Genomic DNA, 18,859 nt, shown 5'->3' with positions numbered 1-18,859 from the left:
CCACCTCTTTCGGGGTGGTTATTGGTTTATGCTTTCATGTTAATTTTCAACAGAAGTCCAATTTGATTCTTTCACTTTATCTATTAATTGAGGAAAATCATGTGTAAATTGAGTAAGATACTCTCTTTTTATATAGATAGTATCTATATCAGTTATTTTAAATCCTAAAGGATACGATTTTATTCTTGTATTGTATTTATTATAGTATCTGTCATAAGTTGACCGATTTTCAGATATACGATTTCCATCTATTTGCTTTATGGTTGGAACAAAACGCCATTCTTTTTCTCTTGTAAAGTCGAAGTTTTTGTCTTTTAATTTAGAATTATTACCAACAGCATTTTTAGTAAAGCACTTCAGCTTCATGATCGCCAGTTTCATTTTTGGTGGTAAGAGATCATTTCTCCTTCTTTCATTTAATAATACTTCAAGTCCTTCTGCTGCAGGAGAGTTATTCTGCATATAAATAACAGGGCTGATGTTATTCTTTTTGGCCCATTCCCATTTAAATTGGATGCCAAAATGACCATATGTTATTGGTGTATTAATTAGCTCATCTTCATTATAGTTACTAAAGGATACCATCGGATGTGCTGCGGAGGATGCTATGATCCCTCTCGTATTTGAAAAAGTTTCCTTACAATATTTCAATAATAAATGTTGTGATTTTAATATTGATGAAATTTTGTCGTAATCTGATGTGAAATGGATGAGCATTCTACTGACTCCTATATTTGTATTTCATTTGAAGCTATGGTCAGTCTATTGTCTCAGGTAGAATACTGAGTTGTATAGGACCAGATGTGCTTTGGTCTATGAATTTTATTAATCCTTGTATCCCGGTAGCTTCAGTTTAGGTCTTAGATTCAATCGCCTTTGTTCTTGTGGTATGGATGGGGTGAGATCCATGTTTCTATCAACATCCACCTGTTGTTCTTGCTTCGGACGACTTGGGAAACGAACGGTTTCGCTACCATCTGATCCGTTGCCAGAGAATCCAGATTGTGTTGGTTTTTGACCACTGTTAAATTTGGCGCGTTTTTCAAACTCAGTACGTGAAACACGGATCCCCAACACTTCATCAAACACATAATTTTCAGCAATACGCTTATCATGGTCAGCATCAGTGGTATCGGGTTTCCTTTTGGCCCATACAAATCTCTCTTTGAAGAAGCTCACCACCAGTAGCGTGAAACGCTTAAAGATACCATCCTGACGCGGCTTAACCTGTTTTCTATTGCTTATGGGAGCGCGGTTCTTCGCTCTGGTGTTTCGAGAAGAAGGTGTTTTCAGTTTAGTGGATTTATTCGGTTCAGGAGCAACTAGAACGGGTGTTCCTTCTCCTGCCATACCAACCTTACTCATCTTATTAGGGTTACGGTAAGATTTTACTGCTGGTCTCCTGCTTGTAGCTGGTGTTGCCACAATCGGTTGCTGCTCTTCTATTGTCGAGTAGTCAGGAATAATAATTTCTTCGGGTTCAGCAAGATGTGTAATCGTAAAGCTTCTGACATCAACCACGATCTCCAGTGGTAGCTCACTGAATGTGTTGTAGACCTTCTTCGCTTCCTCTATTTGCTGATCACGTAAAGCTTGTTCTGTAGCTCGCTGTTCCTGTGACTCGGTGTTATTCCACTTGGCACGATGAACTCGTTGCATTGCTGGACGGTTTGTTTCGGTTGCTTTGGCAAGCCAGAAGGCTTTTTCTTCAGCGCTGAATGCTTCTTCTGCTTGGGCAAGGGCATCAGCACATTGAATTCTGAGAGAACGGTGATCGATACGTTCTTCACGGCCTGCGGTCTCAAGGTAGCTGTTTGACATCGTGGCCCACGACTCACGCCATTGGAGCATCATCTTCTTATCATTCCAGCTCCTGTCTTTTTTACCAAAGCCAGTAGCGGTGATAGTTTTCAGCGTCAACATAACATGTGCATGAGGATTATTACTGTCTAAATCATGGAACGCGATATCAGCTATCATCCCCTTATCGACAAAGTTTTTCTGACAATATTCGGCAACTAATTTTTTCTTGTCATCATTGTTGAGTTCTACAGGAATAGCGACATCAAAATAACGGGCTGTTTGTCCGTTGTTCTGGCGTTCCACTCTTTCAACTTCATTCCATAACGCTGAGGAACTTTCAACAATATGAGCAGGAGCGGAAACAGGAGCCAATATAATATGACCATGAAGATCTGAGCGATGACTAAAATCGTATGTTTCACCAATGCGATCATCTGTAATACGTGTACGGGCATGGTAGGCAGCTTTCGCAACGGAAGTCATGCCTTCGCTTCGTTTTACTATTTTAAAATCCAGATGAAAAATCGCCATTAAAAATATAACCTCAAATAAAAATGCTGCTGTTAGTTTTTCGCCAGAAAAACTTCGGGGTTGACGTTGACCTTGGTTTTGCTTTTAGCCTGCGGCAGCAACCGTCGGTAGACCCCACACACTGCGTAGCAGTGTATAGGTGGGCATTGTCTTTAAAAAAATAAGCCAATGTAAAAACTCCCCCTTAGTTAATTAATACGAAATAAAATGATAGCTGTAAAACAATACGCCGGATTAAACGGCGCGAACTGGATTAAAGGTGTAGGTTTCACGTCTGAAGAACAAACTGAGTAAAGAAAAGGCCCGTAAGGGCAAAAGAAGTATTAATTGTTCCCGCCGTAAGGCGGGATAGCTAAAATTGAAGAGAAAAGCTAATAAAACAGAGAGTGTTATGTGTTGCACAATTCACAGGTTAAGACCTGAAAAAAGAGTTTAAAATTGATAGGTGAAAATAAAATAACAAAAGTACAAAAATAAGTAACGCGGAGAGTGCCAGATGTTTTTGGGTAGTGAATACTATCACATGCGTTGCACAATTTTATTTACGTATGCTCCAAATTTATTTCTTCTGACAAAAGCGGTGTAAATTTGACGTTATTTATCTTTGTGATAATTAAAATAAGATATAACAATCGAAGGAGGTAGTATGGATAATGAAAGCAAAAGATCAAGAACAGAAAAAACATTAAAGCAAAAAGTGGCATTTGCTCAACTTGAACTTAACCGTTTAAAGGCAATGGAAAAATCGGAGCAAAAGAAAGTTGAAACAAGACTCAAGATTATTCTTGGCGCGGAAGTAGCTAAGGCTATGAATTGCAGTATCGAACAGGTGGATAAAGAACTTGTTATGGGGATTTTACTTTCAGCGTCTGAGTTGAATGATATTGAAAGAATCAAATATATAAAAGCAGGGAGATGGTTTCTTGCTCAAATGGATGGAAGACAGAAATAAAAAAGATTAAATAAATTTCATGACAGGGGTTGATATCTAATTAATATCTGTTATCTATATAAAAGAACAGAACGCTAAGTAATCTTTTTATTAATACATATTTTTTCCTTTTAACTCATGCGTTCTGTTCTACACGATAATTGTTTAATCTTTATTTTGTTTTATGATTATTATCACTATGATTAAGTGATGATATATAAGAAGTGAAAATAGATGTTGTTTTTAAATCTCCCAAAAGGCAAAGAGCGATCTTTGCCTTTTTCAATTCATCCGTCTATCAGATAGAGTTAAATATATCTTACGCCATCTATTGCCAGATATGAGCAAAGCGTTATAACAGGAGGTATTATTACAATAAAAAAGGAGATAATAATGGTTTTATTAAATAACAAAAGAAAAAGCAAGAAAGGTTTCTCATTACTCGAATTATTACTTGTTCTGGGAATTATTGCAGCATTAGTGGTTGCGGCTTTTATTGTGTATCCCAAGGTTCAGGCTTCACAAAGAGCGCAAGCGGAAAGTAATAATATTGCCACCATACAGGCAGGTGTCAAAGCACTCTATACATCAGCATCCAGTTTTACCGGACTAACGAACACCGTTGCTGTTCAGGCAAAAATCTTCCCTGACAATATGTTGAGTGGAACAGGTAATACAGCAAAGCCCATTAACGCATTCAAAGGGAATGTCACGCTGGCGGCTGCGGCTACAGGGCCATCATCAGCGGCTGGCTCTTCTTTTACCATTACCTATAGCAATGTGCCAGCAGCGGAGTGTGTGAAGATTGCGACCGCAGCAGCAGGTAATTTTTATATTGCTACGGTCGGAACGAAGGTGGTTAAAGCTGCCGGTGGAACGCTGGATGTTGCGGCAACCGCTTCAGCATGTTCTAACGCTACAAGTAATACATTGGTATTCACATCTATTTAATGAAAAGGGCGCTAGCCCTTTTCTGGTCATATTTTTAAAATGGGAGAGATAATTATGATAAAGAAAAAAGGATTTACCTTATTAGAGGTTATCATCGTGTTGGGTGTTGGTGGTCTTATTGCTTTTATGAAGTTTCAGGATATGAGAAATAATCAGGAAACGGTTATGGCGGAAAATGTCGGAACACAAATAAAACAGCTTGGTGAGGCGGTTAACCGTTGCCCGTAGGCTATACCGGAACCAACGCGCAAAAATCCACGTATATGGGTTGTTGGCCTACCGCGTGGGCTATAACTCTTCTATGTATTCTGTTTACCTGCGTCGTGATGGAACATTGCCTATGACCGGGGATCTGAACCTTGGCGGTAAGAGCATCAAAAATATCCAAGACATAACGGCATCGGGAACAACCAGCACCGGTAGTTTGAAAACAACAGGAAACGCTGCTATCGGATCAGATCTTGCTGTTGGTGGAACCTCAACGCTTAACGGGCAGGTGAACATCAACAATAACCTGAAAGTAAAATCTGATACCTATCTCAACACACTTTCTACAACCGGGCTGGCTAAGTTCGGAGGACGTATAGCAACCAACGGACTCAATCCAAACGATCTACCGTCAGGATGGGCTGGAGGTGTTCGCACTTATGATTTGTATGCGTCTGGAACGGTCGGGGCCGGAACCGGGAAAACGGTTAATGCTTATATGAACAGCGCAGGTAATATTTTTGCGTCAGGCAATCTTACAGCCGGAACGATAAAATCCAATGGAACAATTGAATCAGCCGGGAGGATAAAGGTCGGTGAGTATCTTCATTTGAACGGTCAGGCAACGCTGAATGCGAAATGTACGCCTAATGGTTTAGTGGGCCGAGACAGCTCAGGTAAGGTTTTATCCTGTATCAGTGGTAAGTGGCAAACAGCAAGTGGTAATGGTTTAAAAGGTATTTTTATTACGATTACAGACCAAGTATCAGGATATAAATGTGTGATACCAAATAGCGATACGGGTGGATGTTCTTGTTCAGGATCACCATATAGCTCGAAGTACGGTTATTTATCTGGAACATTAATCGCTCAATATGATGAACAACGTTGTAGTGGTGGTAAGAGTGATCACCGTTATAGTAATTACAGAAGGTTATATGCATGTCAATAACATGAGCGGTTTTCTTTTGGATGAAGTAAATCTACGCGCTTTGAAAATAATAAAAGCAGGCAATAAATGGCCTGCTTTTATGCTGGGTAGAATAATTATTTTAAATAATTAAGTTTGCTATTTATATATATATTTGTTTTTATTAATTCTTCTGAGATTGTATCAATTTTTATTTCATTGTCTTCGGGTATAGTTAATAAAATTAACGACTTTATTTTTATTAATAATTTTTCATGATTTGAATTCTTAATATTATATGCTTCATGAATAACATTCAATAATTCATTTCTAAAAAATTCAATATTGGCCATATTGTTGTTCTGATTGATGCTGTTTTGAAATTTTTTTATAACTTCAAAAACTTTAATGTGGAGATAAAAATCAATAATCCTCTGCATCTCTTCTTCTGGTGTGAGAATAGGAAAATTATACTCCTCACAAATTTTATGATAATCATCAAATTTCTCATTATCAATAAGCCATGTTTTTCTTTTTTCTATTTTATCCTTTGATGATTTTATCTCATAAAATATTCTATTTATAATCAGAAAAATAATGGCTATAGTAAATAGAATAATAACTCCAATATGCATAGAATAGTAAAAAAGTAATGTAATGAATGAAATAACAGGCAGAAATAATGCAGTGTTAATTAATAAATTTCCGGTCAAACTATATGAGTGTATATCAAAAATGAGTTCCCTTTCATCGCTTGCGAATAAGTAAAAAAGAGAAAAACAAGTGTTTAGTAAAGTTGATATTGCGAAACCTAAGGTAGCCCACCACAATGGTGAATTATTGGAAATATTATCAGGCCCAGCACTAAAAAGGCCAATAAAAAAGGTAAAGCAAGCTCCAGTAAGTATTGAGTGAAAATATGAAAACCATTTTATGCTTTCTCCTGTATGATAACCTTTTTTATATGCGCACCAAGCCATTCGTTTTTTATTATACATATGCCCATCCTTAAATTAATTTACTAACACAGCTTTACTAATTGATTGTAATATAGATTCGGCGTTTTATAAAATGGTGTATATAAATTTCTCTGTCACATATGATATGAATCAATATCATATTGGCTATCTGTCTGTGTACTGAGTTATATTTATAGTTAATAAAAATTAAGAGTTTTATATTTTTAAGTTTTAATGTATTTAAAATCCGTTGTTGTATCCCTCCGGTAGCAATCTAAGTCTGCTACCGGAGGGGTGATCATTTATTGTGGCGAGTAATTTGATGGAACTCAACAGGAGTGTTAGGTTCGAAACTCATCGCATACTGATAACAAACATCCGTCCACTGGTGGTTGTTGTAAAATGCAAGGACAATTTGTTTTACTGTTTGGTATCCAATGCTGAATTCGTCTTTTAATTCATTTTCAAAATCATACCATTCTACTTCTTCATCACTGTTTATCTTCTCGTCATATTTTTCAAATATATCATGGGCGCGATTAATATCTTTTTCATCCCAATCCATTGACAAAATTAGTGACTCAACAGGATGATTGTGGTAATCGATAGACTCCCCAAGAATTCTAATATGGTATTTTAATTTTTCGATTTCTTTAGAGATTTCATTTAAGTTCATGCTTTCCCCTCCATTTTGTAAATTGTAGAATTCATCGCAGATATCGCATCTTGAATCTTTGCTTGTAGATCATGAACATCTTGCGGGTTTGGAGTGCCTGAATGCCAACCTGTTTCGTAAGAGTTAAGTTTTTTTTGTGCCTCAACGAGAAGTTGGCGGATATCAGCATCTGGGCCTTTTGCGTCAAGAGTTCCTAAAGCAATATCGAAATACTCTTTTGTTTTGTGAATCAGATCACTGGGTTTCGTTCCCCTCTGAATACCTTGCAAGGATGTAGGAAGGCGTCTTATTTCGTCTTGTGCTCGCTTCAAACGCTCAGATACGTTTGTTAAGTTGATCTTCCTGACATCGAATTTTAATTGGTTTTTATAGTTACGGGCTTCTTTAGACTGCCAAATGGTTATGCCTGCTCCGCCCAAGGTAACTACTGTACCGATCAATGTAATCATGCTGTCTGTTGTCAAAGGATACTCCCATTTCCCCACAAGAGTTAGAATTGAACCACTTTGTGCGCTTATATTCAGGTTTTCTCTTTGTAAATAAAAATATTATCTCTGTATTATCTTATGAAAACATGATTTTGCAAAACAAGAATACTGTTTGTACCATTCATTCTGAACACAATCGGAGACTATGCTGTGCAATACCCCGACCAATCATCCATCAACGCCACCCGTTTAGGCCATAACGTCCCACGCTGATACGCTGCCTCGGCCTTATCTGCCAACTGGTGCGCCAACGCATGTTCAATAACCTCACGTTGATAGTCCGTTGCTTCACCAGCCCACTCACGGAAAGTAGAACGGAAACCATGCTGAGTTAAGCCACTATGGCCCATTCGTTTCAATACAGCCAATAATGACATATCAGAAAGGGTTTCAGCGCGAGGGGCGGGGAATACATGATTGTTATCTTCTAATCGTGGTAAATCTTTTAACAGAGCAACAGCAGCATCAGATAGGGGAACCCGATGTTCTTTTGCTGCTTTCATACGACTGGCGGGAATCGTCCATGTTTTTCCTTTCAGATCGATCTCTGACCACTCTGCGCCACGAACTTCACCAGAGCGAGAAGCCGTCAGAATAGAAAACTCCAATGCGCGGGCTGAGATTCCTTTACGTTTGCGCAATTCAGACATAAAAGAGCTGATTTCTTTATAAGGTAATGACGCATGGTGTTTTTGCTCTTGTACTTTGCTTGGTAAGGGGAGGAGGGGTTTAAGCATTCCTTTCCATGCAGCTGGGTTATCACCTTCAAAATACTCTTTAGCCTTTGCGTAATCGATGATGGCTTCAATACGACCACGAAGACGGCTAGCCGTCTCATTCTTGGTTAACCAAATCGGCTCTAGTATTGCCAGAAGATCAACTTTTGTGATTTCACCAATCACTTTTTGCCCAATGAACGGGTAGGCATAGGTTTCCAGTGTCGATCGCCACTGCGCCACATGCTTTTTATTCTTAAGCTCGCTATTTTTGATTTCTATCACGGCTTCAGCGCATTCACGAAATGTCATTTGCTTACGTGCCAGAGCTTCTTGAGCCGCTTTTCGAGCGTGTTTTTCTGCAAGGGGATCAATGCCATTACGGATCTGCTTACGGAGTTCACGCGCCTTATCGCGCGCTTCTGACAACGAAATTTCGGGATAGGGGCCTAACCCCATGTTAAGGCGGCGGGGAACTGTTTTACCTGCTTTATTGATGCGGGTTCCCATTACAATACGCAAGCCCCACACGCGTGAGCGTCCGATAATCCGAAGGTATAGGCCATCAGCGCCACCAACGTAATATTCTGCATCGGCCTTAAGTTTAGAAACAGCCAGTGCAGACAGTTCTTTAGCTTTCTTTGGCATAAGTAGGATTTCATCGTGGTGCATTAGGTGGTGCATAAAATGACAGATTTTAGACCGTTTAGCAATACATTACCGAACACTAAATAATGACAACATATTGTTTTATATCTAAAAATTAGTGTTTATTTAGAGTTAGACGGACACTAACATGGCGGACTACGCTTCCGCCAAACATAAACCCCGAGCTATTTAATAGCTCGGGGTTTTTTCGTTTTGTGCAGTTTATGTCATGCCATCTTTCTCCAGCCTTAGTCGCGCAAGGGCAACTCAGCGCTGCTGCCCGGCGGAAAGCTGACGAACTGAATCATCTTCATATCTGGCAATGCCTACATGAGCGAACGTCTTTTCATTCGTCGTAATATCCATAGCAGCCCCAGCATAAAGGTCAGGTAGCCCATAACGTAATATCCATGCTGTCTTCGTTCTGCGAGCGTTGGGTCGGCCGCCCATGCCAGAAAGGCGGTAACATCCCTGGCATATTGCTCCTCCGTTTCAGCTTGTAGCGACGCCGGGCGCCATTGAATCTCTCCGCTGGTCAGCGGTTTCGGCATGTTAATCACGCCACCGGGAAAATAGCGATTAGCCTTCAGTTCGGGATCGGCAGGTTGATAACCGGTTAGCAGTGCGTAGACGTAATCTGCTCCCTGGTCCGTGTAGGGCTGAAAAGCATCCAACAGAAATTGCGGGAATCCGCGATCGTATGAGCGGGCACGCACGATATAGCTCAGGTCAACGGGAGAAGCGCCATTGTTAAGGTATCGTGCTTCCTGCTCGTTTAGATACGGCGAGATGAAGCTGTCATTTAGCGTCCCGTCTCGCTCACCAATCTGGCCGTCATCCTGAAGCTCAGGAAACTGATAGCCGCTGGCGATACTTCTTGCTTCTTCAGCCGTGAGTTCCGGACCGCCGGGCCTGGTCAACGACCGAAAGCTAAGGTGCTTTATGCCGTGACAGGCGCGACACTTCTCTTCATAAACCTGCAGGCCACGCCGAAGCTGCGCTTTATCATACTGGCCATTGATACCGCTGAAGCTCCATTCCTGCCGTTCAGGCGTGGCTTCCTGCGCATAGGAGGAACCCAGTCCCAACAGAGAAAAGGACAGAATGCTGATTTTCAATAGTTGTTTCATCATCAATCCTGCTTTTCCAGAAAACGACGGCAAGGTAATACGATTAAAAACCAGGCAAACCAAATCAGAGTCGAAAGCTGCGATGCGGCACGGATCCAGCCCTCTTCGTTACGGAAACCGTCAATAAGATCGGGGCCAACCAGTGCTTTCGACCCTAACCAGCCTAAAAAGCAGGCATTAATGACCCACAGCCAGAATCCGCATTTAACCAGTTTGCTGTAATGGCGAAAACGAGCCCGGGAAGTATCAAGCCAGGGAAGGAAATAGAAAATCAGTACCGAGCTGCACATTGCGGCTAAGCCAACGAATTAATTTGGGAAGCAACGCAAAATGGAGAAGAAGGGAAGAAAATACCATTCCGGCGCAACAATCGCGGGTGTAACTGTTGGATCCGCAGGAATAAAATTATCGGCGCTGCTCAGATAGTGCGGCGCGAAGAATAAGAACCAGGCGAAGATCATCAAAAAAAGGATGATTTTGATGACATCAAGATCGGTAATTTTGTAATCGAACAGCAGGCTCCTGGACTCTTTCTCGCTAAACCTCTTTTTCATCGCCTGCGCAAACGCCGACTGTACGGTGCGAATATGAAAAACCGTTGCTCCGACAATCACAAAGGGAAGAATAAAGTGGAGAACAAAAAAGCGGCCAAGCATCGGCGTTCCCGGAGTATGGCTGCCGACTAAATATGCGTAAAGGGTATCACCCACCAGCGGAATGGCCTGGGCAAAGCGGGTAATTACCGTGGCCGCCCAGTAGCTTTTTTGCCCCCAGATAAGGCTATAACCAAGAAATGCGGTCATCATCAGCAGGATATACAGCGTAACGCTAATCATCCACATTGTCGTCCAGGGCTTGCGGTAAACGCTGTAGTACATGCCACGAAAAATATGCAGATAACAGGCAAAGAAAAAGAGCGACGCGCCAATAGCATGCATGTTGCGTAACAGTTCTCCATGGCGAACCGCACGCATAATATGAATAATGGAGTCAAATGCCAGCTCGGCCGTCGGCACGTAAAACATTGCCAGCACAATACCCGTAAGGATCTGCACACCGAGTATAACCAGCAGGATGGCGCCGATTGCGAATACCCAGAGTCCGGCAATCGAGCGAGGAAACGGGATACGCCAGCGAAGCGAATAGACGCGCTCACTCCTCATTTCAGGCTTCCTTCGTGCCGATACGCACGGCCTGACCATCCGAATGAATAACGTAGTCCGGGATTGCCAGGTTGGTCGTCGCGGGGCCGCGCGTCACGCGCCCGGAGGTATCAAACTCTGAGCCGTGGCACGGACAGATCCAACCCACCCCTCCTGGTCGGGCGTTGGGTACGCACCCGGCATGTGGACAATACCCTTGAACCACCAGCCATTGAGGATGAGTAGCAGAGACCCTCTCGCTGTCCGGTTGTGGGTCGATAAGCGTATGCCAGTCGGCACTTCTGGCAGTAATAATCTCATCCTGGGTGCGATGGTGAATAAGAATCAGCTTTCCCTGCCATACGCGTCTGACGGTTTGTCCAGCAGCAACCCCCGCAAGAGAGACATCAATCGGTTCATTTTCCGCAAGAGTCTTCTCATCCGGGCCCAGGGCCGCAACCAGCGGCCAGACTGCAGCAGCGACGCCTGCCGCACCGACGAATTTTGTCAGTTTACACAGGCATTCCCGGCGCTGTTCCTGGATTTCGCCATCTGCAAGTTTATTCTCTGTCACCTCGTATTTCTCCCTGAGTATCGCGGATTAACGTTTGTCGATACGCGCGTAAATTTCCTGAAAGCGCTTATCAGCAATACCCGGCGCTTTGAATGCCCGATAGCTTGCTGGTAACTTGGCATCTCCAACCTTTATCAGCATCACCATGCCCTGAGCGTAATGTGGTGTACATTTGATGCCGTAAAATCCGGCATTGTCATAAGTTACTTCGATCTCTTCATCTATTTTTCCCATAAAACCGGGATAGTTAGCCGGAGACAATTCAGCGATTGAAGCCGCGTTGTGACTCTTATGTTTACGGATAAACTTCACCGTATCCCCGGGCTGGATCTCCAGATAATCCGGCTCATAGACCATTGGTCCCGCAGACCCACGATTTTTCATCAAAACGTCGTGAGTTTGTGCGAAGGTTGAAGAGGCGAGGGCGAGTAAACATAAAATTTTCAGACTCTGTTTGAGATATTTCATCGATTCTTCCTTAAAATTCATCAGGTCTTTGATAACGGATAAAACAGTTTTCAGCGCCTGTTTCATGTTCAACAATGGCGTCGATACCAAACCAGGCATGGAGGTTTTCACGGGTAAACACGGCGCAAGGAGTCCCCTGCATCGCCATATGCCCGGATGTCATGACGATGATGCGATCGCAGAACATCGCGGCATGATTGAGGTCGTGCAGAGCGGCAATGACCGTGAGCTTTTCACGTTTAACCAGACTAAGCAGGCCAATCTGATGTTGAATGTCGAGATGGTTGGTGGGTTCATCCATCAGTAACAACTGCGGCTGCTGCGCCAGCGCCCGGGCGATATGCAGGCGCTGTTTTTCTCCCCCGGAAAAGGTATGCCAGCATCGGTGCTGTAATTCACGGAGATCGACCTTCTCCAGCATAGTTTGCACGATATCGTCATCTTTGGCGGACCAGGGCGAGAGCAGGCTAAGCCAGGGCGTGCGCCCCAGAGAAACGGCTTGTAAAGCGGTAAGACGCTCGCTGGTTTCTGCCTGTTGTTCGACCAACGCCACCCGCTGCGCAAGGTGACGCCGCGAATAATGCTGGAGCGCCTTTTGCTGCAGGGTGATACGCCCGGAAGTTGGCTTCAGCAAACCGGCCAGCAGTGAAATCAGTGACGTTTTGCCCGAGCCGTTGGGACCGATGATGCCGACAAACTCGCCGGGCGTTACGCTGAGTGAAATATCTTCAACAATCGTCTTACCTTTTACCTTCCAGTACAAATTACAGGCTTCAATAACGGCTTGCGCAGAGGTAACGAGTGGCTGTACGAGATTCACCGTCATTTGTTCTGGTTTCCTCTAATCAGAATGATTGAAAACGCAGGAGCGCCAACCAGAGCCGTGATCACGCCTATTGGGAGTACCTGACCGGGTAGTAACGTGCGGGAAATAACATCAGCGATAATGAGGAAAATAGCTCCGGTAAGCGCACTAACCGGCAGCAGTCGATGATGCTGGTTGCCGACCAGCAGACGAGCAGCATGAGGGATCACCAGACCGACAAAGCCGATCGCACCCACAATGGAGACCATAATCGCCGTCATGCCGGTGACGGCGGCAATCAGTACTGCACGGGTACGTTTTACCGGAATGCCCAGCGATGCCGCAGACTCCGCGCCAAAGGAGAAAGCGTCAAGATGGCGGGCATAACAGAAGCACAGCGCGATACCGACCAGAGCGGTAGGAATGGCTAAGACTACATCGGGCCAGCGTACACCGCTCAAATTGCCCAACAGCCAGAACATAATACCGCGTGCTTGCTCGGCGTTTGCTGAGCGGGTGATGATAAGCGATGTAATCGCATTGAAAAGCTGGGAGCTGGCGATCCCGGCAAGGATGATTTGGGTTGTTACACCCCCACCTTGTCTACCGCCAGCGGCCATCGCCAATAGCGCAACGAACAGAAATGCCGTCAGCGCACCAATGAAAGCGCCCAATGACATACTGATGATGCCAGCCCCAAGTCCAGTGAGAGCAATCAGCACCGCTCCGGTGGACGCTCCGGCAGAAATCCCCAGTAGATAGGGTTCGGCGAGCGCATTGCGTAGCAGCGACTGTAACACTACGCCGGAAACAGCCAGGCACGCGCCGCAACTGGCCGAGACCAGCGCTCGGGTCAGGCGGTAGTTCCAGACGATCCCTGCATCCAGCGCATCGACAGGATAGTGTGTATCAAAAAGATGATTTGCCAGCGTGCTGAGAACATGCTGCCAGGGGATAAGCGTTTCGCCGATGGAAATCCCCGCCAGCAGTACGCCACACATTAGCGCACTGACCCAAACGGCATGCCCACTGACTCTCACCGCAAGCTGACCAACAGCGCGACGCATCCTGCGTGAATCACTCATGATTATCTGCGTTCCTGAGTAACGGAGATGCGCTACACCGTGCGAGGATATAGCGCAAAACGTAGATTAATGAGCAGCCTGCGGATGTGCTAAGCCATATTCAACAAGGGCATCAGCCAGTTTTTCCACACCATCAATAGTTCTGATCCCGGCATTCATGGTCTGTACGTCAATGACCGGTAGATGGTTTTCCTTGACGGCAGGAACCAGTTTGGCGACAGGATCGGACTTGAGGTATTCCATCTTGACCTTCCAGTCATCCGCCGGGAAGCGGCGACGGCTCATCTCACCGAGCACAATGAGTGAAGGATTCGCTTTTGCGATGGTTTCCCAACCCACCGTTGGCCACTCTTCAGCAGAATCAATCACATTCTTCACTCCCAGCGTTTGGGCGATCCATGCCGCCGGACCAAACTTCCCGGCAACGTAAGGGTCAAGCTGGAGGTCGGCGCTTGAGAACCAGAACACGGCGGAAACATTCTCATCCATTCCGGTAATTTTGTTTTTCGCTGCGGCTTCACGTGCTTTAAGGCTGGCAATCAGCGCCTCGCCTTTATCCTGAACATCGAAGATTTTCGCCAGATCGGCGACTTCCTGATACACCATGGCAATATCAAACATGCCCTTACGGACACCATCACCACCATCTTCGTTATCTTTCGCACAGTCAGCTGGCGCGGTGTAAACGGGAATTTTTAGTTCACTAAACTGTTCGTAAGAGGCAACCGTGCCAGCAGGGCCGATTTGCCACTCAAACTGACTGGCGATCAGATCCGGTTTTTTCGCCACGATCCCTTCAAAGCTTGGAATATTTTGCGCGATAACGGCGACTTTTTCATTTGCTGTTTTATAAGCTTCCAGTACCGGGCCAAACCACAGCGAAGTACCCACGACGCGATCGGCCAGCCCCAGTGAATAGAGAATCTCGGTACTGTTCTGACCCACCGTCGCCACGCGCGTTGGTGCCTGATTGAAGGTAATATCGCGGCCACAGTTTTTAATCGTCAGAGGATATTCGGTTTTTGCTGCCTCGGAAAAACCGGAAGTAAGCAGGAGAGCAGTCGTGCCAAAAATAGCCAGAAGCGTTTTTTTAGAGAAGTAAAAGGTAGAATTAGCGTGCATTATCATCGTCCCGTTGATGCCAGAATCTTAAGGTCTGGTCATGGCTTATTTCATTCCATATATCGGGAGGAGACATGAAGATAGATGACATTGAATCGTGAAATTTAAGAATGAAGATATGCAAAAAATGCAAATAAGCTTTACTCAGCCAAAATCTTATTCATAAATACACTACCGCTTGCGTCAAATAATTCATCCCATGGACCATCCCGTCCACTCAATGGCATACACCTTTGACAGCAGGTCTCCTGACTCACGGTAATCAGAATATCGGCCTTCCCATAAAGATGAACTTTACAGTGACCTGTGGTTTATGAGCCACACAGGGATATTCTGCATCCGCCTACAGTTGCGGGGGCAGTTATGGAATTGAATTGAATAATTCTCACCATATTCCTATTCATATACAAAAATGTAATGAAATGCTGTCGAAAGCGACTCTAGCGGCAATTGTTAACAAGGTCAACCATAAAGGGCAAGAGATAAAAGGTAGTGGTGTAGAAAAAAATACCCATTTAATACAGTGAGTTATGATTTTGTTGGTTACTGCGATGTTGTAAATGAAAATAACAACAGGAAGCTAAATGAGAATTGGTTGATATTGATCAAATTACACGCATGCTGAAACTTCTGTGTATGAAACATATTGATTACCATCAAAAATCCCGCATATCAGCGCTTGACTCTTTTTTTTATGTACTCTCCATATGTACCAATTGCCACTCATCCTGCATATCCATAATCACGTTAAAATTGTTACGCAACCAGAAATAATACCCTCCGGGTAAAAAATGATGTGTATGGAGATATAAAGTCTTATATTGATGTCGCTGACAGAATACCTTAGCTAAAGCAAACAATTGACTTCCGATCCCCTGTCTGCGGTAGCGCTCATCCACGTAGCAACGACAAATTTCCGCTGTTTCAGACAAGTTATAGCGACCACGTAGTTCAGTAATACGATCATCATATTGACATACCGCCAGTGTAGCGATTAATTCCTGGTTTTCACTCCACGCGCAAAGCAATGAATTCCTTTCCTGCAAGATATACTGTTGTGCGAGATCAAAGAGATCTTCTTCGGCAGAAGGCATGGCTCTACCGGCATTGAAGTATAAATTAAGATGCTCAACAAGAAACGACTGAACAGCAGGAATATCGGCGGGAGTCATCTCACTAAACCTAAATGGGATCATGGCAGCATAACTCAAATTTAGAACGGAAAATGATAATAACAATAAGACCACTTTAAAAACAATATTGAGCAGTAAGAGACAGACTCGCAATTGCATACGGAGCTATTCTCATTACGGGTTATAAATGGGTGTTTGGGCGGCCACCACAGAGTGCAATCAGGCAGAAAAACTTAACAAAATTCTTCGCGCAGAAGGTCAGGCTGTCGCGAGAACTAAGGTTTTCAGCGTCTTCTTGGGACAGAAAAAAGAATTGCATCCTATTGGGCTGCCAGGCATTTGCAACTGAGGCTGCATTTTTTTCTTCATTACCTGGATTGCCCTAATAGAAAAGCATCTGACATTTTGTTTTTGAAAACGACGTCTCAAAACATATCTGTATTCATTCTCTAAGCAGAATATTATAGAAACTAAATTATGAGTGGTAAGAGTAAATGTCACAACAAGGTGATTTACAATATGTATTATTTCATACTGTAATAGTTGATTAAGGTTAGGGTTTAGAGTATCTTTAATCTAATCGTAGATTTTCAAATAAAAGCAGACAATAACAGTATGAAAACCAGACTCTATAATTTTTCAGAAGACACAAATGAAATTTTTGTTTTTAGATGGACTCGGAAGCACTATGAATTTTGCATGGATAACGATATCTTTTTGAATCATAGAGGTAAGAAAGTTTATAAAGAAAGAAATTTGTTACTGTTCTCGAAAGGTGACAAAATTAGAATTGAAGCTGATGTTATTGCTGAACAATATTCCACAATGCCAGTAAAAAGTTTTTCTAGCGTTGGTGCGTTTTCATTTCCAACCTGTTATTTTCCGGGTAATGTAAATATCGGAAGATTTTGTAGTATTGCATCAAACGTAAAAATCATGGGAGGAAACCATCCTATGAATCGTTTTACAACTCATATGCTTACTTATAATGGCGAGTTTGATAAATATGCTGCCAACGAGTTCGGACAAAACTGGGTATTGAAACCATTTATTACAAAGCCTAAAAATACAACGATTGGCAATGATGTCTGGATTGGCAATGATGTCGTTTTAAAAGGTGGTATTTCAATTGGTGATGGTGCTGTTGTTGCAGCAAATTCCGTTGTTACTAAAGATGTGCCTCCATATGCTATTGTCGCAGGGGTTCCTGCGAAAATTATCAAATACAGATTTGAGTCAGATATTATTGAACAGTTGTTAAAAATAAAATGGTGGAACTATAATTACACCGATTTACCTGATAACAGCAAGTGTGATGATATTATAAATTTTGTCACTGAAATGAGCACGTTGATATCGAATGGCACTATAAAAGAAAAAGCATATAAAAAATTTAATCTTACCGAAATATTTACAACTCTTTAGTTTAATATGTCATTGTTGGGACTGTTATCCGGCGAAAGCAAAATGAGATAAGGACAACACGATGACAAAAGTTAGCATCTTGCTAGCGATGAGCGTTTTGCCATTGTCAGCATACGCAGCAACGACCGGACTAACCAGACTGGCACCGAGCGTCTGTGTAGAAACGATTGCTATTTCGGGCCAGATGGTAAGCGTAGCGGGAAACTGAATACTCGTTACACCGCTCTATTGTTCAGACAGAACGATAAATCCTGATAGTCCTGCGCGTTTTCCCTGCCTGCGCGGCGGGGACGCCGTTTTCTGCTTTTCCATCTGCCCGCAACACTAACTCTCAGAAATGAGAGGCCGATCCTCTGAGCAGGACTTTTGTCCTCAATCCTCTGCAAACCTCTGGTTACAATCCCTGCATATCTTCAATACCCATAATTCAGGAATTGTTATGACTGCACATATTAATGCCAAAGCGGGTGATTTTGCGCCAACCGTTATTATGCCGGGCGATCCGCTTCGCGCTAAGTTTATTGCCGAAAATTATCTAATGGATTACCGCGAAGTCACCAATGTACGCAATATGCTGGGCTATACCGGTCTTTATTTTGGGCAACCTGTTTCGGTGATGGGACATGGCATGGGTATTCCGTCAATGACGCTTTATGCTCATGAACTGGTACATGACTTCGGTGTACAGCGAATTATTCGTGTCGGCAGTCTGGGGGCAACACAACATCATGTCAAAATGCGAGATATTATTCTTGCCATCGCCGCCGGAACGGATTCCGTCACAAATTTAAAACGTAGCGCGGGCTACACGATGGCGACATCTGCCCATTTCCCATTATTGCAGCAGGCGTGGGCATTGGCGCAGAAGGCCGGTATTGACGTTAAAGTCGGCAATGTCTTCAGTGGCGATCTTTATTACGATCCTGACGAAAATTTAATACCTGCACTGGAAAAGTTTGGTGTGCTGGGTGTGGATATGGAAGTGGCAGGGTTATACGCTTTAGCGCATCAGTTTAATATTGAAGCGTTGGCTATATTAACCGTATCCGATCATTGCCTGACAGGAGAAGAAACAACGGCGGAAGAACGGCAGTTAACCTTTAAAAATATGATAGAGCTGGCGCTAAATACAGCTGTTACGGCTTAGCATCAAAA

General features: G+C 43.4%; 17 protein-coding genes, 2 pseudogenes and 1 riboswitch. Of the genes and pseudogenes, 5 read left to right on the top strand and 14 right to left on the bottom strand.

Annotated features, from left to right (window positions below; translation table 11 throughout):
- Positions 1-39: 39 nt before the first annotated feature.
- Together OGW44_RS15770 and mobQ are read right to left on the bottom strand one after the other, a co-directional pair.
- Complete coding sequence (locus tag OGW44_RS15770) at positions 40-717, bottom strand: abortive infection system antitoxin AbiGi family protein (protein ID WP_117344135.1); 678 nt, start codon at positions 715-717, stop codon at positions 40-42.
- Positions 718-825: 108 nt separating this feature from the next.
- Positions 826-2,334 (bottom strand): MobQ family relaxase, encoded by a 1,509-nt coding sequence (gene mobQ / locus OGW44_RS15765; protein ID WP_185654349.1) that lies wholly within the window; start codon positions 2,332-2,334, stop codon positions 826-828.
- A 646-nt stretch (positions 2,335-2,980) separates the two neighbouring features.
- Between mobQ and OGW44_RS15760 the strand changes: the two genes are divergently transcribed.
- The 3 genes and pseudogenes from OGW44_RS15760 to pilV all read left to right on the top strand — a co-directional run bounded on the left by OGW44_RS15760 (position 2,981) and on the right by pilV (position 5,375).
- Positions 2,981-3,286 (top strand): conjugal transfer protein TraD, encoded by a 306-nt coding sequence (locus OGW44_RS15760; protein WP_185654350.1) that lies wholly within the window; start codon positions 2,981-2,983, stop codon positions 3,284-3,286.
- Positions 3,287-3,658: 372 nt separating this feature from the next.
- Positions 3,659-4,216 (top strand): type IV pilus major subunit protein BfpA, encoded by a 558-nt coding sequence (gene bfpA / locus OGW44_RS15755; protein ID WP_185654351.1) that lies wholly within the window; start codon positions 3,659-3,661, stop codon positions 4,214-4,216.
- A 54-nt stretch (positions 4,217-4,270) separates the two neighbouring features.
- Positions 4,271-5,375 (top strand): annotated as a pseudogene (gene pilV / locus OGW44_RS15750) (shufflon system plasmid conjugative transfer pilus tip adhesin PilV).
- A gap of 95 nt (positions 5,376-5,470) precedes the next feature.
- Here pilV and OGW44_RS15745 read toward each other — a convergent pair.
- The 12 genes and pseudogenes from OGW44_RS15745 to OGW44_RS15690 all read right to left on the bottom strand — a co-directional run bounded on the left by OGW44_RS15745 (position 5,471) and on the right by OGW44_RS15690 (position 16,342).
- A complete protein-coding gene (locus OGW44_RS15745; protein WP_024009106.1) occupies positions 5,471-6,331 on the bottom strand; it encodes a hypothetical protein in 861 nt (286 codons plus the stop codon).
- Positions 6,332-6,590: 259 nt separating this feature from the next.
- Positions 6,591-6,968 (bottom strand): DUF1878 family protein, encoded by a 378-nt coding sequence (locus OGW44_RS15740; RefSeq protein WP_024009105.1) that lies wholly within the window; start codon positions 6,966-6,968, stop codon positions 6,591-6,593.
- Entirely contained in the window at positions 6,965-7,432 is a 468-nt protein-coding gene (locus OGW44_RS15735; RefSeq protein WP_185654352.1) for a hypothetical protein, read from the bottom strand. The genes OGW44_RS15740 and OGW44_RS15735 overlap by 4 nt, the downstream gene beginning before the upstream one ends.
- 167 nt (positions 7,433-7,599) lie before the next feature.
- Positions 7,600-8,820 (bottom strand): tyrosine-type recombinase/integrase, encoded by a 1,221-nt coding sequence (locus OGW44_RS15730; protein ID WP_185654353.1) that lies wholly within the window; start codon positions 8,818-8,820, stop codon positions 7,600-7,602.
- Positions 8,821-9,146: 326 nt separating this feature from the next.
- Entirely contained in the window at positions 9,147-9,950 is an 804-nt protein-coding gene (locus OGW44_RS15725) for a cytochrome c1 (RefSeq protein ID WP_016156145.1), read from the bottom strand.
- Positions 9,951-9,952: 2 nt separating this feature from the next.
- Positions 9,953-11,113, bottom strand: a pseudogene (locus tag OGW44_RS15720) (cytochrome b).
- A 1-nt stretch (position 11,114) separates the two neighbouring features.
- Entirely contained in the window at positions 11,115-11,666 is a 552-nt protein-coding gene (gene petA / locus OGW44_RS15715) for a ubiquinol-cytochrome c reductase iron-sulfur subunit (RefSeq protein ID WP_016156147.1), read from the bottom strand.
- Positions 11,667-11,693: 27 nt separating this feature from the next.
- Positions 11,694-12,134 carry a pseudoazurin gene (locus OGW44_RS15710; RefSeq protein ID WP_016156148.1) on the bottom strand — a complete coding sequence of 147 codons (441 nt, stop codon included), beginning with the start codon at positions 12,132-12,134 and terminating at the stop codon, positions 11,694-11,696.
- 10 nt (positions 12,135-12,144) lie between these two features.
- A complete protein-coding gene (locus OGW44_RS15705; RefSeq protein WP_016156149.1) occupies positions 12,145-12,960 on the bottom strand; it encodes an ABC transporter ATP-binding protein in 816 nt (271 codons plus the stop codon).
- Positions 12,957-14,024: a FecCD family ABC transporter permease gene (locus OGW44_RS15700; protein WP_016156150.1), complete on the bottom strand. Its 1,068-nt coding sequence runs from the start codon at positions 14,022-14,024 to the stop codon at positions 12,957-12,959. Before OGW44_RS15700 ends, OGW44_RS15705 begins: the two co-directional genes overlap by 4 nt.
- 66 nt (positions 14,025-14,090) lie before the next feature.
- On the bottom strand, positions 14,091-15,146 hold the full coding sequence (locus OGW44_RS15695) for an ABC transporter substrate-binding protein (protein ID WP_016152563.1): 1,056 nt from the start codon (positions 15,144-15,146) through the stop codon (positions 14,091-14,093).
- Positions 15,147-15,367: 221 nt separating this feature from the next.
- Positions 15,368-15,591: riboswitch (cobalamin riboswitch) on the bottom strand.
- Between the two features lie 247 nt (positions 15,592-15,838).
- Positions 15,839-16,342 carry a GNAT family N-acetyltransferase gene (locus OGW44_RS15690; RefSeq protein ID WP_185654405.1) on the bottom strand — a complete coding sequence of 168 codons (504 nt, stop codon included), beginning with the start codon at positions 16,340-16,342 and terminating at the stop codon, positions 15,839-15,841.
- A 552-nt stretch (positions 16,343-16,894) separates the two neighbouring features.
- Here OGW44_RS15690 and OGW44_RS15685 point away from each other — a divergent pair.
- Both OGW44_RS15685 and deoD read left to right on the top strand, forming a co-directional pair.
- Positions 16,895-17,704 carry a CatB-related O-acetyltransferase gene (locus OGW44_RS15685; RefSeq protein ID WP_032931140.1) on the top strand — a complete coding sequence of 270 codons (810 nt, stop codon included), beginning with the start codon at positions 16,895-16,897 and terminating at the stop codon, positions 17,702-17,704.
- A 439-nt stretch (positions 17,705-18,143) separates the two neighbouring features.
- Entirely contained in the window at positions 18,144-18,851 is a 708-nt protein-coding gene (deoD, locus tag OGW44_RS15680; protein WP_016156154.1) for a purine-nucleoside phosphorylase, read from the top strand.
- Positions 18,852-18,859 lie beyond the last annotated feature (8 nt).

Origin of the sequence: Citrobacter sp. Cb023 (genome assembly GCF_030336805.1) — a bacterium.
In the GTDB taxonomy this organism is placed as follows: domain Bacteria; phylum Pseudomonadota; class Gammaproteobacteria; order Enterobacterales; family Enterobacteriaceae; genus Citrobacter; species Citrobacter braakii.
The sequence above is the reverse complement of the archived record's forward strand: the minus strand, read 5'-3'. Positions and strand labels throughout refer to the sequence as shown.

What these genes read in the sequence shown, in the direction of transcription:
- mobQ (WP_185654349.1), bottom strand. Translation starts at nt 2,334, where the DNA reads ATGGCGATTTTTCATCTGGATTTTAAAATAGTAAAACGAAGCGAAGGC.
- OGW44_RS15695 (WP_016152563.1), bottom strand. Translation starts at nt 15,146, where the DNA reads ATGCACGCTAATTCTACCTTTTACTTCTCTAAAAAAACGCTTCTGGCT.
- OGW44_RS15745 (WP_024009106.1), bottom strand. Translation starts at nt 6,331, where the DNA reads ATGTATAATAAAAAACGAATGGCTTGGTGCGCATATAAAAAAGGTTAT.
- OGW44_RS15725 (WP_016156145.1), bottom strand. Translation starts at nt 9,950, where the DNA reads ATGAAACAACTATTGAAAATCAGCATTCTGTCCTTTTCTCTGTTGGGA.
- OGW44_RS15685 (WP_032931140.1), top strand. Translation starts at nt 16,895, where the DNA reads ATGAAAACCAGACTCTATAATTTTTCAGAAGACACAAATGAAATTTTT.
- deoD (WP_016156154.1), top strand. Translation starts at nt 18,144, where the DNA reads ATGACTGCACATATTAATGCCAAAGCGGGTGATTTTGCGCCAACCGTT.
- OGW44_RS15705 (WP_016156149.1), bottom strand. Translation starts at nt 12,960, where the DNA reads ATGACGGTGAATCTCGTACAGCCACTCGTTACCTCTGCGCAAGCCGTT.
- OGW44_RS15700 (WP_016156150.1), bottom strand. Translation starts at nt 14,024, where the DNA reads ATGAGTGATTCACGCAGGATGCGTCGCGCTGTTGGTCAGCTTGCGGTG.
- OGW44_RS15690 (WP_185654405.1), bottom strand. Translation starts at nt 16,342, where the DNA reads ATGATCCCATTTAGGTTTAGTGAGATGACTCCCGCCGATATTCCTGCT.
- OGW44_RS15730 (WP_185654353.1), bottom strand. Translation starts at nt 8,820, where the DNA reads ATGCCAAAGAAAGCTAAAGAACTGTCTGCACTGGCTGTTTCTAAACTT.
- OGW44_RS15710 (WP_016156148.1), bottom strand. Translation starts at nt 12,134, where the DNA reads ATGAAATATCTCAAACAGAGTCTGAAAATTTTATGTTTACTCGCCCTC.
- OGW44_RS15740 (WP_024009105.1), bottom strand. Translation starts at nt 6,968, where the DNA reads ATGAACTTAAATGAAATCTCTAAAGAAATCGAAAAATTAAAATACCAT.
- OGW44_RS15760 (WP_185654350.1), top strand. Translation starts at nt 2,981, where the DNA reads ATGGATAATGAAAGCAAAAGATCAAGAACAGAAAAAACATTAAAGCAA.
- OGW44_RS15770 (WP_117344135.1), bottom strand. Translation starts at nt 717, where the DNA reads ATGCTCATCCATTTCACATCAGATTACGACAAAATTTCATCAATATTA.
- bfpA (WP_185654351.1), top strand. Translation starts at nt 3,659, where the DNA reads ATGGTTTTATTAAATAACAAAAGAAAAAGCAAGAAAGGTTTCTCATTA.